We start from the raw sequence: 13,455 nt of genomic DNA on the forward strand, positions 1-13,455 counted from the left end.
GATGAGTTCAGCCAACGGTGATATGGCTTTATAAGGCTTGCAGTCTTTCATGGGCAGCAAGTAACGTCTGATATATGCTTAAATTCTTACTTCCGGGTTCAAGCAAAACTTTTTTAAATTCGGTCATGAGTTGCTCTTCATCTTCTTTCGAACGCATGTATTGTGGATGTTCCTGGAAGAAGGTGAGCGCCTGCTCTTTGGTTTGTTTATATTTTTCGCAAAAAATGCTTGAGCTGATTGCGCTATTTTTTGATGCGGAATTATCAGCGTTCTGGTTTGATAATGATTTATTCTTCGCAAGGTCTGACGGCACATACGGAAGAGACTGACACTCATCAATACTATTTGCGTTGGCCAGTTGCTCTTTCTGAGCGCCAGGTTGCTGTACCGGTTTGTTCACGGAGGAAGGGAGGGGCACCTGGGCACAGCCGATCAGTAAAAAGACAGGAAGACAGCTATAAAATTTTTTCATATTAACTCCAACTACAGAAGAATGAGGCGCAATGTTTTTACACAACCGTCAGCACGTTATCTGACAATAGTGATAAGGGGGCGAATGCGTTTCAGGAATGCTAGCAAAAAAAACTCCTGATATAAATAATTAATTCATCCATCCCGATGACAATATCTGAATTTTTGCTGCTGTAGAATAATAATCCAGAATTTATACACTATGAGCTGATTTTCTATTTTAAATTATCAAGCGCTGTGCAAGTGGGCCAATTTAATTGGCGGGTGGCATCAGTTTCATAATGATTGCATCAGGATTTTGCCACCCGCTCCCGGTATTGTTTACATATTAAAATGATTTTTAACTGGTGCTGACAACTATGCTAAATACGCAGGAAGTACTTAAAGAAGGAGAGAAGCGGAAAATCCGCAGCCCGGAAGCATGGTTTATACAGACGTGTTCCGCGCAAAAGCTGCATATGTCATTTTCTGAAGGCCGACACAATGAAAACTGCCTGATTCAGGAAGGCGCGCTGCTTTTTTGCGAGCAGGCCGTTGTCGCACCAGTATCAGGAGACGTGGTTTTTCGACCGTTAAAAATTGAAGTACTCAGCAAATTACTGGCATTTATCGATGGCGCAGGATTAGTGGACACGACATATGCTGAATCCGATAAATGGGTTTTGCTGAGTCCTGAGTTTCGCGCTATTTGGCAAGATCGTAAACGCTGCGAGTACTGGTTTTTGCAGCAAATTATTACGCCTTCTCCGGCCTTCAATAAGGCACTGGCGCTGTTACGAAAAAGCGAGAGTTACTGGTTGGTTGGCTATTTACTCGCTCAGTCAACCAGCGGCAACACGATGAGAATGCTGGGAGAAGACTATGGCGTTTCTTATACCCATTTTCGTCGTTTGTGCAGCAGAGCGTTGGGCGGAAAAGCGAAGAGTGAATTACGAAACTGGCGTATGGCGCAATCGCTGCTGAATAGTGTAGAAGGCCACGAGAACATCACCCAATTAGCCGTTAATCATGGTTACTCATCGCCTTCACATTTTTCTAGTGAGATCAAAGAGCTGATCGGCGTTTCGCCGCGGAAATTATCAAATATTATTCAATTGGCAGACAAATGAAGACACATATTCTTTTGGCCAGAGTGCTGGCATGTGCCGCGCTTGTTCTGGTTGCACCTGGTTATTCTAGTGAAAAAATACCTGTAACGGGAAGTGGGTTTGTTGCGAAAGACGATAGCCTGCGGACATTTTTCGATGCCATGGCGCTACAGCTAAAGGAGCCTGTCATTGTTAGCAAAATGGCGGCACGAAAAAAAATTACGGGCAACTTTGAGTTTCACGATCCTAACGCATTACTGGAGAAGCTTTCCCTACAACTGGGGCTGATTTGGTATTTCGATGGGCAGGCTATCTATATTTATGACGCCAGTGAAATGCGCAATGCCGTGGTTTCTTTACGCAACGTCTCACTCAATGAGTTCAACAATTTTCTAAAACGCTCAGGTTTATATAACAAAAATTACCCGTTACGTGGCGATAACCGTAAAGGAACATTCTATGTTTCAGGGCCACCCGTCTATGTTGATATGGTGGTCAACGCCGCCACCATGATGGACAAGCAAAACGATGGTATTGAGCTGGGACGCCAGAAAATAGGGGTGATGCGTCTGAACAATACCTTCGTGGGCGATCGTACCTACAATCTGCGCGATCAGAAAATGGTTATTCCCGGTATTGCTACGGCCATTGAAAGGTTATTGCAGGGAGAAGAGCAGCCTTTAGGTAATATTGTCAGTAGCGAACCCCCGGCGATGCCAGCGTTTTCAGCGAATGGAGAGAAAGGTAAAGCAGCAAATTATGCCGGTGGCATGAGTCTGCAGGAAGCTTTAAAGCAAAATGCCGCGGCGGGCAATATTAAAATCGTGGCCTATCCGGATACCAACAGTTTGTTAGTAAAGGGAACGGCTGAGCAGGTGCATTTTATCGAAATGCTGGTTAAAGCGCTGGATGTCGCCAAACGTCACGTAGAATTATCCCTGTGGATTGTCGATCTTAATAAAAGCGATCTGGAGCGTTTGGGCACTTCATGGAGCGGCAGCATAACTATTGGGGACAAACTTGGCGTGTCATTAAACCAGTCTTCAATAAGTACCCTCGATGGCAGTCGATTCATCGCCGCGGTCAATGCGTTAGAAGAGAAGAAACAGGCGACGGTGGTTTCGCGCCCGGTATTACTGACTCAGGAAAATGTTCCCGCTATTTTTGATAACAACAGAACGTTTTACACCAAGCTGATTGGGGAACGTAATGTGGCGCTTGAGCATGTAACATACGGAACAATGATCCGAGTGCTGCCCCGTTTTTCCGCAGATGGTCAGATAGAAATGTCGCTGGACATTGAAGATGGCAACGATAAGACGCCGCAATCCGATACTACCACCTCCGTAGATGCGTTACCCGAAGTCGGGCGAACGTTAATTAGCACTATTGCGAGAGTTCCGCACGGAAAAAGTTTGCTGGTCGGTGGTTATACACGGGATGCAAATACCGATACTGTTCAAAGTATTCCGTTTTTAGGCAAATTACCGCTTATTGGTAGCCTGTTCCGTTATTCCAGTAAGAATAAAAGTAATGTTGTTCGTGTGTTCATGATTGAACCAAAAGAAATTGTCGACCCGTTAACGCCGGATGCCAGCGAATCGGTAAACAATATTCTGAAGCAAAGCGGTGCCTGGAGTGGGGACGATAAGTTACAGAAATGGGTTCGTGTTTATCTGGATAGAGGTCAGGAGGTAATTAAATGATTCCTGGCTCAACCTCCGGTATTTCATTTTCCAGAATATTGTCCCGGCAGACATCTCATCAGGATGCGACCCAGCATACTGATGCGCAGCAGGCGGAAATACAACAGGCCGCAGAGGATTCGTCTCCAGGGGCGGAAGTACAAAAATTTGTCCAGTCGACGGACGAAATGTCAGCGGCGCTGGCGCAATTTCGTAACCGTCGCGATTATGAAAAAAAATCCAGTAATTTATCTAACAGTTTTGAACGCGTGCTGGAGGATGAGGCTTTACCGAAGGCGAAGCAAATATTAAAGCTAATTAGCGTACATGGCGGCGCGTTAGAAGATTTTTTACGTCAGGCGCGTAGCTTATTTCCTGACCCCAGTGATTTAGTCCTTGTGTTACGCGAATTGCTTCGTCGTAAAGACCTGGAAGAGATCGTGCGGAAAAAGCTGGAGTCGTTACTTAAGCACGTTGAAGAGCAAACCGATCCGAAGACCCTCAAGGCAGGGATTAATTGTGCGTTGAAGGCCCGGCTTTTTGGGAAAACATTATCGTTAAAACCAGGCTTATTGCGCGCCAGCTATCGGCAATTTATCCAGAGTGAATCACATGAAGTGGAGATTTACTCTGACTGGATAGCCAGTTATGGCTATCAACGTCGACTGGTGGTACTGGATTTTATCGAGGGTTCGCTATTAACCGATATTGACGCGAATGACGCCAGCTGTTCGCGTCTGGAGTTTGGCCAGCTTTTACGACGCCTGACGCAACTTAAAATGTTGCGCTCCGCTGACCTACTGTTTGTGAGTACATTGTTGTCGTATTCGTTTACCAAAGCGTTTAATGCGGAGGAGTCGTCGTGGCTACTACTGATGCTTTCGCTATTGCAACAGCCACATGAAGTGGATTCGCTGTTAGCCGATATTATAGGTTTGAATGCGTTATTGCTTAGTCATAAAGAACATGCATCCTTTTTGCAGATATTTTATCAAGTATGTAAAGCCATACCCTCTTCACTCTTTTATGAAGAATATTGGCAGGAAGAATTGTTAATGGCGTTACGTAGTATGACCGATATTGCCTACAAGCATGAAATGGCAGAACAGCGTCGTACTATTGAAAAGCTGTCTTAATTTAATATTAACAGGATACCTATAGTGCTGCTTTCTCTACTTAACAGTGCTCGTTTACGACCTGAATTACTGATTCTGGTACTAATGGTGATGATCATTTCTATGTTCGTCATTCCATTACCTACCTATCTGGTTGATTTCCTGATCGCACTGAATATCGTACTGGCGATATTGGTGTTTATGGGGTCGTTCTACATTGACAGAATCCTCAGTTTTTCAACGTTTCCTGCGGTACTGTTAATTACCACGCTCTTTCGTCTGGCATTATCAATCAGTACCAGCCGTCTTATCTTGATTGAAGCCGATGCCGGTGAAATTATCGCCACGTTCGGGCAATTCGTTATTGGCGATAGCCTGGCGGTGGGTTTTGTTGTCTTCTCTATTGTCACCGTGGTCCAGTTTATCGTTATTACCAAAGGTTCAGAACGCGTCGCGGAAGTCGCGGCCCGATTTTCTCTGGATGGTATGCCCGGTAAACAGATGAGTATTGATGCCGATTTGAAGGCCGGTATTATTGATGCGGATGCCGCGCGCGAACGGCGAAGCGTACTGGAAAGGGAAAGCCAGCTTTACGGTTCCTTTGACGGTGCGATGAAGTTTATCAAAGGTGACGCTATTGCCGGCATCATTATTATCTTTGTGAACTTTATTGGCGGTATTTCGGTGGGGATGACCCGCCATGGTATGGATTTGTCCTCCGCTCTGTCTACTTATACCATGCTGACCATTGGTGATGGTCTTGTCGCCCAGATCCCCGCATTGTTGATTGCGATTAGTGCCGGTTTTATCGTGACTCGCGTAAATGGCGATAGCGATAATATGGGGCGGAATATCATGACGCAGCTGTTGAACAACCCATTTGTATTGGTTGTTACGGCTATTTTGACCATTTCAATGGGAACTCTGCCGGGATTCCCGCTGCCGGTATTTGTTATTTTATCGGTGGTTTTAAGCGTACTCTTCTATTTTAAATTCCGTGAAGCAAAACGTAGCGCCGCCAAACCTAAAACCAGTAAAGGCGAGCAGCCGCTCAGTATTGAGGAAAAAGAAGGGTCGTCGTTGGGACTGATTGGCGATCTCGATAAAGTCTCTACAGAGACCGTACCGTTGATATTACTTGTGCCGAAGAGCCGGCGTGAAGATCTGGAAAAAGCTCAACTTGCGGAGCGTCTACGTAGTCAGTTCTTTATTGATTATGGCGTGCGCCTGCCGGAAGTATTGTTACGCGATGGCGAGGGCCTGGACGATAACAGCATCGTATTGTTGATTAATGAGATCCGTGTTGAACAATTTACGGTCTATTTTGATTTGATGCGAGTGGTAAATTATTCCGATGAAGTCGTGTCCTTTGGTATTAATCCAACAATCCATCAGCAAGGTAGCAGTCAGTATTTCTGGGTAACGCATGAAGAGGGGGAGAAACTCCGGGAGCTTGGCTATGTGTTGCGGAACGCGCTTGATGAGCTTTACCACTGTCTGGCGGTGACGCTGGCACGCAACGTCAATGAATATTTCGGTATTCAGGAAACAAAACATATGCTGGACCAACTGGAAGCGAAATTTCCTGATTTACTTAAAGAAGTGCTCAGACATGCCACGGTACAACGTATATCTGAAGTTTTGCAGCGTTTGTTAAGCGAACGTGTTTCCGTGCGTAATATGAAATTAATTATGGAAGCGCTCGCATTGTGGGCGCCAAGAGAAAAAGATGTCATTAACCTTGTGGAGCATATTCGTGGAGCAATGGCGCGTTATATTTGTCATAAATTCGCCAATGGCGGCGAATTACGAGCAGTAATGGTATCTGCTGAAGTTGAGGATGTTATTCGCAAAGGGATCCGTCAGACCTCTGGCAGTACCTTCCTCAGCCTTGATCCGGAAGCCTCCGCTAATTTGATGGATCTCATTACACTTAAGTTGGATGATTTATTGATTGCACATAAAGATCTTGTCCTCCTTACGTCTGTCGATGTCCGTCGATTTATTAAGAAAATGATTGAAGGTCGTTTTCCGGATCTGGAGGTTTTATCTTTCGGTGAGATAGCAGATAGCAAGTCAGTGAATGTTATAAAAACAATATAAGGGCTTAATTAAGGAAAAGATCTATGCAACATTTGGATATCGCTGAATTAGTTCGTTCCGCACTGGAAGTAAGTGGTTGCGATCCTTCACTCATCGGAGGAATAGATAGCCATTCAACAATTGTTCTGGATTTATTTGCATTGCCAAGTATCTGTATCAGCGTCAAGGACGATGATGTATGGATCTGGGCGCAATTGGGTGCTGACAGCATGGTGGTATTACAACAGCGGGCTTATGAAATCTTAATGACCATAATGGAAGGATGCCATTTTGCCCGCGGCGGGCAATTACTACTGGGGGAGCAGAATGGGGAGCTAACGCTTAAAGCCTTAGTGCATCCGGATTTTTTATCTGACGGTGAAAAGTTCTCTACTGCCTTGAATGGGTTTTACAACTATCTGGAAGTTTTTAGTCGGTCGCTAATGAGATGAAAACACCTCGTTTACTGCAATATCTGGCCTACCCACAAAAAATAACCGGCCCAATTATTGAGGCGGAATTGCGCGATGTGGCCATTGGCGAACTGTGTGAAATACGCCGTGGCTGGCACCAAAAACAGGTTGTTGCACGTGCGCAGGTGGTTGGCTTACAGCGGGAACGCACCGTGCTGAGCCTTATCGGCAATGCCCAGGGGCTGAGCCGCGATGTCGTGCTTTATCCCACTGGACGTGCGTTATCGGCGTGGGTGGGATACTCGGTATTAGGCGCGGTGTTGGATCCGACAGGGAAAATCGTTGAGCGTTTTACCCCTGAAGTGGCGCCGATTAGCGAAGAACGCGTTATTGATGTCGCACCGCCGTCTTACGCTTCACGCGTTGGCGTCCGTGAACCGCTGATTACCGGTGTGCGCGCGATTGACGGGTTATTGACCTGTGGCGTAGGCCAGCGAATGGGCATTTTTGCCTCCGCAGGATGCGGTAAGACCATGCTGATGCATATGCTGATCGAGCAAACGGAGGCGGATGTCTTTGTTATTGGTCTTATCGGTGAACGAGGCCGTGAGGTCACTGAATTCGTGGATATGTTGCGCGCTTCGCATAAGAAAGAAAAATGCGTGCTGGTTTTTGCCACTTCCGATTTCCCCTCGGTCGATCGCTGCAATGCGGCGCAACTGGCGACAACCGTAGCGGAATATTTTCGCGACCAGGGAAAACGGGTCGTGCTTTTTATCGATTCCATGACCCGTTATGCGCGTGCTTTGCGAGACGTGGCACTGGCGTCGGGAGAGCGTCCGGCTCGTCGAGGTTATCCCGCCTCCGTATTCGATAATTTGCCCCGCTTGCTGGAACGCCCTGGGGCGACCAGCGAGGGAAGCATTACTGCCTTTTATACGGTACTGCTGGAAAGCGAGGAAGAGGCGGACCCGATGGCGGATGAAATTCGCTCTATCCTTGACGGTCACCTGTATCTGAGCAGAAAGCTGGCCGGGCAGGGACATTACCCGGCAATCGATGTACTGAAAAGCGTAAGCCGCGTTTTTGGACAAGTCACGACGCCGACACATGCTGAACAGGCATCTGCCGTGCGTAAATTAATGACGCGTCTGGAAGAGCTCCAGCTTTTCATTGACTTGGGAGAATATCGTCCTGGCGAAAATATCGATAACGATCGGGCGATGCAGATGCGGGATAGCCTGAAAGCCTGGTTATGCCAGCCGGTAGCGCAGTATTCATCCTTTGATGACACGTTGAGCGGTATGAATGCATTCGCTGACCAGAATTAAAGTATTGCAGCGGCGCTGTACGGTATTTCATTCACAGTGTGAGTCGATATTACTTCGCTATCAGGATGAGGACCGCGGGCTGCAGGCCGAGGAGGAGGCGATCCTTGAACAAATAGCGGGTCTGAAATTGTTATTAGATACGCTGCGTGCAGAAAACAGACAGCTCAGTCGTGAGGAAATTTATACGTTATTACGTAAGCAGTCTATTGTTCGCCGGCAGATAAAAGATTTAGAACTCCAGATTATACAAATTCAGGAAAAACGGAGCGAGCTGGAAAAGAAAAGGGAAGAGTTTCAGAAAAAAAGTAAATATTGGTTGCGCAAAGAAGGGAACTATCAACGCTGGATAATCCGTCAGAAAAGACACTACATCCAGCGAGAGATACAGCAGGAAGAGGCCGAGTCAGAGGAGATAATTTAATGGGCGATGTGTCAGCTGTCAGTTCATCCGGAAACATTTTACTGCCGCAGCAGGATGAGGTCGGCGGTTTATCAGAAGCATTAAAAAAAGCGGTGGAGAAACATAAGACAGAATATTCCGGTGATAAAAAAGATCGCGACTATGGCGATGCTTTTGTAATGCATAAAGAAACGGCTTTACCGGTATTACTGGCGGCATGGCGACATGGCGCGCCAGCGAAATCAGAACATCACAATGGCAACGTTTCTGGTCTGCATCATAACGGAAAAGGCGAACTCAGGATTGCTGAAAAACTGTTGAAAGTCACTGCTGAAAAATCTGTCGGTTTGATCTCTGCGGAGGCCAAAGTAGATAAATCCGCAGCGTTGCTATCGTCTAAAAATAGGCCGTTAGAAAGCGTAAGCGGTAAAAAATTATCTGCTGATTTAAAAGCCGTGGAATCCGCTAGTGAAGTAGCCGATAACGCCACGGGAATCTCTGACGATAATATCAAGGCATTGCCTGGAGATAATAAAGCCATCGCGGGCGAAGGCGTTCGTAAAGAGGGCGCGCCGCTGGCGCGGGATGTCGCACCTGCCCGAATGGCCGCAGCCAATACCGGTAAGCCTGACGATAAAGATCATAAAAAGGTTAAAGATGTTTCTCAGCTTCCGCTGCAACCAACCACTATCGCCGATCTTAGCCAATTAACCGGCGGCGATGAAAAAATGCCTTTAGCGGCGCAATCAAAGCCGATGATGACTATTTTTCCGACTGCCGATGGCGTGAAAGGAGAGGATAGCTCGCTGACTTACCGTTTTCAGCGCTGGGGAAATGACTATTCCGTCAATATTCAGGCGCGGCAAGCAGGGGAGTTTTCGTTAATACCGTCAAATACGCAGGTTGAACATCGTTTGCATGATCAATGGCAAAACGGTAATCCCCAGCGCTGGCACCTGACGCGAGACGATCAACAAAATCCGCAGCAGCAACAGCACAGACAGCAATCTGGCGAGGAGGATGACGCCTGATGTCATTGCGTGTGAGACAGATTGATCGTCGCGAATGGCTATTGGCGCAAACCGCGACAGAATGCCAGCGCCATGGCCAGGAAGCTACGCTGGAATATCCGACGCGACAGGGAATGTGGGTTCGGTTGAGCGATGCAGAAAAACGGTGGTCGGCCTGGATTAAACCTGGGGACTGGCTTGAGCATGTCTCTCCCGCTCTGGCGGGGGCGGCGGTTTCTGCCGGTGCTGAGCACCTGGTCGTTCCCTGGCTTGCTGCAACAGAGCGACCGTTTGAGTTGCCCGTGCCGCATTTGTCCTGTCGGCGTTTATGCGTAGAGAACCCCGTGCCGGGAAGCGCGCTGCCGGAAGGGAAATTGTTGCACATTATGAGCGATCGGGGCGGCCTGTGGTTTGAGCATCTTCCTGAACTGCCTGCAGTCGGGGGCGGCAGGCCGAAAATGCTGCGTTGGCCGTTGCGCTTTGTAATCGGTAGCAGTGATACGCAGCGTTCGTTGCTGGGCCGAATCGGGATCGGAGATGTACTCCTGATTCGTACTTCCCGTGCGGAAGTTTATTGCTACGCGAAAAAGTTAGGTCATTTCAACCGTGTTGAAGGGGGAATTATTGTGGAAACGTTAGATATTCAACATATCGAAGAAGAAAATAATACAACTGAAACTGCAGAAACTCTGCCTGGCTTGAACCAATTGCCCGTCAAACTGGAATTTGTTTTGTATCGTAAGAACGTTACCCTCGCCGAACTCGAAGCCATGGGGCAGCAACAGCTATTATCACTGCCGACCAATGCTGAACTTAACGTTGAAATTATGGCGAATGGTGTTTTGCTGGGTAATGGCGAACTGGTACAGATGAATGACACCTTAGGCGTTGAGATCCATGAATGGCTGAGCGAGTCTGGTAATGGGGAATGATATCTCATTAATTGCCTTACTGGCATTTTCCACCCTGTTGCCATTTATTATTGCGTCAGGAACCTGTTTCGTTAAATTTTCTATTGTATTTGTCATGGTGCGTAACGCCCTGGGATTGCAGCAGATACCTTCAAATATGACGCTTAACGGCGTCGCATTGCTGCTTTCTATGTTTGTTATGTGGCCCATAATGCATGATGCCTACGTCTATTTTGAGGACGAAGATGTCACCTTTAATGATATTTCATCATTAAGTAAACACGTTGATGAAGGTCTGGATGGTTATCGCGATTATCTGATCAAATATTCAGATCGCGAGTTAGTTCAGTTTTTTGAAAACGCGCAACTGAAGCGTCAGTATGGAGAAGAGACCGAGACGGTAAAGCGTGACAAAGATGAAATTGAAAAACCTTCAATATTTGCGTTATTACCTGCTTATGCGCTGAGCGAAATAAAAAGCGCGTTTAAAATTGGTTTTTATCTTTATTTGCCCTTTGTCGTCGTCGACCTGGTGGTATCCAGCGTGCTACTGGCGCTGGGGATGATGATGATGAGTCCGGTGACGATATCTACACCTATTAAGCTGGTGCTTTTTGTCGCGCTTGATGGCTGGACCTTACTGTCTAAGGGATTGATATTACAGTATATGGACATTGCAACATGACATCATTACGAGACGGGATAGTTAAATGGATGATTTAGTGTTTGCAGGTAATAAGGCGCTCTATCTTGTTTTGATCCTGTCAGGGTGGCCGACGATTGTCGCAACGATTATCGGCCTCCTGGTAGGGTTATTCCAGACGGTAACGCAATTACAGGAACAGACGCTGCCTTTTGGCATTAAATTACTTGGCGTGTGTTTATGCTTGTTTTTACTGTCTGGCTGGTATGGCGAAGTTTTACTCTCTTACGGGCGTCAGGTGATATTCCTGGCGTTGGCTAAGGGGTAAAAAATGTTTTACGCGTTGTACTTTGAAATTCATCACCTGGTTGCGTCTGCGGCACTGGGGTTTGCTCGCGTGGCGCCGATTTTTTTCTTCCTGCCGTTTTTGAATAGCGGGGTATTAAGCGGCGCGCCGAGAAACGCCATTATCATCCTGGTGGCATTGGGAGTATGGCCGCATGCATTGAACGAGGCGCCGCCGTTTTTATCGGTGGCGATGATCCCGTTAGTTCTGCAAGAAGCGGCGGTAGGCGTCATGCTGGGCTGTCTGCTGTCATGGCCTTTTTGGGTTATGCATGCGCTGGGTTGTATTATCGATAACCAGCGAGGGGCAACGCTAAGTAGCAGTATCGATCCGGCAAACGGTATTGATACCTCGGAAATGGCTAATTTCCTGAATATGTTTGCCGCTGTCGTTTATTTACAAAACGGCGGTCTGGTCACGATGGTTGACGTGTTAAATAAAAGCTATCAGCTATGCGATCCGATGAACGAGTGCACGCCTTCATTACCGCCGCTATTAACGTTTATTAATCAGGTGGCTCAAAACGCGTTGGTTCTGGCCAGTCCGGTGGTATTAGTGCTGTTGCTGTCAGAAGTATTCCTGGGTTTATTGTCGCGCTTTGCTCCGCAAATGAACGCTTTTGCGATTTCACTGACGGTAAAAAGCGGTATTGCCGTTTTAATTATGCTGCTTTATTTCTCTCCGGTACTACCGGACAATGTACTGCGACTCTCTTTCCAGGCCACAGGATTAAGCAGTTGGTTTTACGAGCGAGGGGCGACGCATGTCCTCGAATAAAACAGAAAAACCGACTAAAAAACGGCTGGAAGACTCCGCTAAAAAAGGCCAGTCATTTAAAAGTAAAGATCTCATTATCGCCTGCCTGACGCTGGGAGGAATTGCCTATCTGGTGTCGTATGGCTCATTTAATGAGTTTATGGGGATAATTAAGATCATTATTGCGGATAATTTTGATCAGAGCATGGCTGACTACAGTTTGGCCGTTTTTGGGATAGGGTTAAAATATCTGATTCCATTTATGCTGCTCTGCTTAGTGTGTTCCGCATTACCGGCGTTATTACAGGCCGGTTTTGTGCTGGCGACAGAAGCATTAAAGCCTAATTTATCGGCGTTAAACCCGGTAGAAGGGGCAAAAAAACTTTTTAGTATGCGCACGGTTAAAGATACGGTCAAAACCCTACTGTATCTCTCATCCTTTGTGGTGGCCGCCATCATTTGCTGGAAGAAATATAAGGTTGAAATCTTTTCTCAGCTAAATGGCAATATTGTAGGTATTGCCGTCATTTGGCGTGAACTTCTCCTCGCATTGGTATTAACTTGCCTTGCTTGCGCATTGATTGTCTTATTATTGGATGCTATTGCGGAATATTTCCTGACCATGAAAGATATGAAAATGGATAAGGAAGAAGTGAAGCGTGAAATGAAGGAGCAGGAAGGGAACCCAGAGGTTAAATCTAAAAGACGTGAAGTTCATATGGAAATTCTGTCTGAACAGGTGAAATCTGATATTGAAAACTCACGCCTGATTGTTGCCAACCCCACGCATATTACGATCGGGATTTATTTTAAACCCGAACTGATGCCGATTCCGATGATCTCGGTGTATGAAACGAATCAGCGCGCACTGGCCGTCCGCGCCTATGCGGAGAAGGTTGGCGTACCTGTGATCGTCGATATCAAACTGGCGCGCAGTCTTTTCAAAACCCATCGCCGTTATGATCTGGTGAGTCTGGAAGAAATTGATGAAGTTTTACGTCTTCTGGTTTGGCTGGAAGAGGTAGAAAACGCGGGCAAAGACGTTATTCAGCCACAAGAAAACGAGGTACGGCATTGAGCCGCGTAAAGCAGTAGCGATGTATTCATTGGGCGTTTTTTGAATGTTCACTAACCACCGTCGGGGTTTAATAACTGCATCAGATAAACGCAGTCGTTAAGTTCTACAAAGTCGGTGACAGATAAC

The 13,455-nt window shown here is 46.7% G+C and carries 14 protein-coding genes; 13 read left to right on the plus strand and 1 reads right to left on the minus strand.

Annotated elements, in window-relative coordinates; translation table 11 throughout:
* Positions 1–28: 28 nt before the first annotated feature.
* Positions 29–472 carry an SPI-1 type III secretion system invasion lipoprotein InvH gene (gene invH / locus K8W53_RS04885; protein ID WP_023225039.1) on the minus strand — a complete coding sequence of 148 codons (444 nt, stop codon included), beginning with the start codon at positions 470–472 and terminating at the stop codon, positions 29–31.
* Positions 473–929: 457 nt separating this feature from the next.
* Between invH and invF the strand changes: the two genes are divergently transcribed.
* The 13 genes from invF to spaS are packed head-to-tail and all read left to right on the plus strand — an operon-like array spanning position 930 to position 13,329.
* Positions 930–1,580: a type III secretion system transcriptional activator InvF gene (gene invF, locus K8W53_RS04890; RefSeq protein WP_072203970.1), complete on the plus strand. Its 651-nt coding sequence runs from the start codon at positions 930–932 to the stop codon at positions 1,578–1,580.
* Positions 1,577–3,265 carry a type III secretion system outer membrane ring protein InvG gene (gene invG, locus K8W53_RS04895; RefSeq protein WP_000848102.1) on the plus strand — a complete coding sequence of 563 codons (1,689 nt, stop codon included), beginning with the start codon at positions 1,577–1,579 and terminating at the stop codon, positions 3,263–3,265. The genes invF and invG overlap by 4 nt, the downstream gene beginning before the upstream one ends.
* Entirely contained in the window at positions 3,262–4,380 is a 1,119-nt protein-coding gene (gene invE, locus K8W53_RS04900; RefSeq protein WP_000612171.1) for a type III secretion system gatekeeper InvE, read from the plus strand. The genes invG and invE overlap by 4 nt, the downstream gene beginning before the upstream one ends.
* Positions 4,381–4,404: 24 nt before the next feature.
* Positions 4,405–6,462: a type III secretion system export apparatus protein InvA gene (gene invA, locus K8W53_RS04905; RefSeq protein ID WP_000927219.1), complete on the plus strand. Its 2,058-nt coding sequence runs from the start codon at positions 4,405–4,407 to the stop codon at positions 6,460–6,462.
* Positions 6,463–6,485: 23 nt separating this feature from the next.
* Complete coding sequence (spaK, locus tag K8W53_RS04910) at positions 6,486–6,893, plus strand: SPI-1 type III secretion system chaperone SpaK (RefSeq protein WP_001164066.1); 408 nt, start codon at positions 6,486–6,488, stop codon at positions 6,891–6,893.
* Positions 6,890–8,185, plus strand: coding sequence for a SctN family type III secretion system ATPase InvC (gene invC, locus K8W53_RS04915; RefSeq protein WP_000856766.1), 1,296 nt, complete (start codon positions 6,890–6,892; stop codon positions 8,183–8,185). The genes spaK and invC overlap by 4 nt, the downstream gene beginning before the upstream one ends.
* The gene (gene spaM, locus K8W53_RS04920) at positions 8,163–8,606 is read left to right on the plus strand and encodes an SPI-1 type III secretion system protein SpaM (protein WP_000555884.1); all 444 of its coding nucleotides are present in this window, start codon (positions 8,163–8,165) and stop codon (positions 8,604–8,606) included. Before invC ends, spaM begins: the two co-directional genes overlap by 23 nt.
* A complete protein-coding gene (gene spaN, locus K8W53_RS04925; RefSeq protein ID WP_023137851.1) occupies positions 8,606–9,616 on the plus strand; it encodes an SPI-1 type III secretion system protein SpaN in 1,011 nt (336 codons plus the stop codon). Before spaM ends, spaN begins: the two co-directional genes overlap by 1 nt.
* The gene (spaO, locus tag K8W53_RS04930; protein WP_000058726.1) at positions 9,616–10,527 is read left to right on the plus strand and encodes an SPI-1 type III secretion system protein SpaO; all 912 of its coding nucleotides are present in this window, start codon (positions 9,616–9,618) and stop codon (positions 10,525–10,527) included. Before spaN ends, spaO begins: the two co-directional genes overlap by 1 nt.
* Positions 10,517–11,191 carry an SPI-1 type III secretion system export apparatus protein SpaP gene (gene spaP / locus K8W53_RS04935; RefSeq protein ID WP_000526016.1) on the plus strand — a complete coding sequence of 225 codons (675 nt, stop codon included), beginning with the start codon at positions 10,517–10,519 and terminating at the stop codon, positions 11,189–11,191. The genes spaO and spaP overlap by 11 nt, the downstream gene beginning before the upstream one ends.
* 25 nt (positions 11,192–11,216) lie before the next feature.
* The gene (gene spaQ / locus K8W53_RS04940; RefSeq protein ID WP_000342503.1) at positions 11,217–11,477 is read left to right on the plus strand and encodes an SPI-1 type III secretion system export apparatus protein SpaQ; all 261 of its coding nucleotides are present in this window, start codon (positions 11,217–11,219) and stop codon (positions 11,475–11,477) included.
* A 3-nt stretch (positions 11,478–11,480) separates the two neighbouring features.
* Positions 11,481–12,272 (plus strand): SPI-1 type III secretion system export apparatus protein SpaR, encoded by a 792-nt coding sequence (gene spaR / locus K8W53_RS04945; protein ID WP_000498965.1) that lies wholly within the window; start codon positions 11,481–11,483, stop codon positions 12,270–12,272.
* Positions 12,259–13,329: an SPI-1 type III secretion system export apparatus protein SpaS gene (gene spaS, locus K8W53_RS04950; RefSeq protein ID WP_000097719.1), complete on the plus strand. Its 1,071-nt coding sequence runs from the start codon at positions 12,259–12,261 to the stop codon at positions 13,327–13,329. The genes spaR and spaS overlap by 14 nt, the downstream gene beginning before the upstream one ends.
* Positions 13,330–13,455: the final 126 nt, after the last annotated feature.

Source organism: Salmonella sp. A29-2, assembly GCF_020150755.1.
Lineage (GTDB): Bacteria > Pseudomonadota > Gammaproteobacteria > Enterobacterales > Enterobacteriaceae > Salmonella > Salmonella enterica.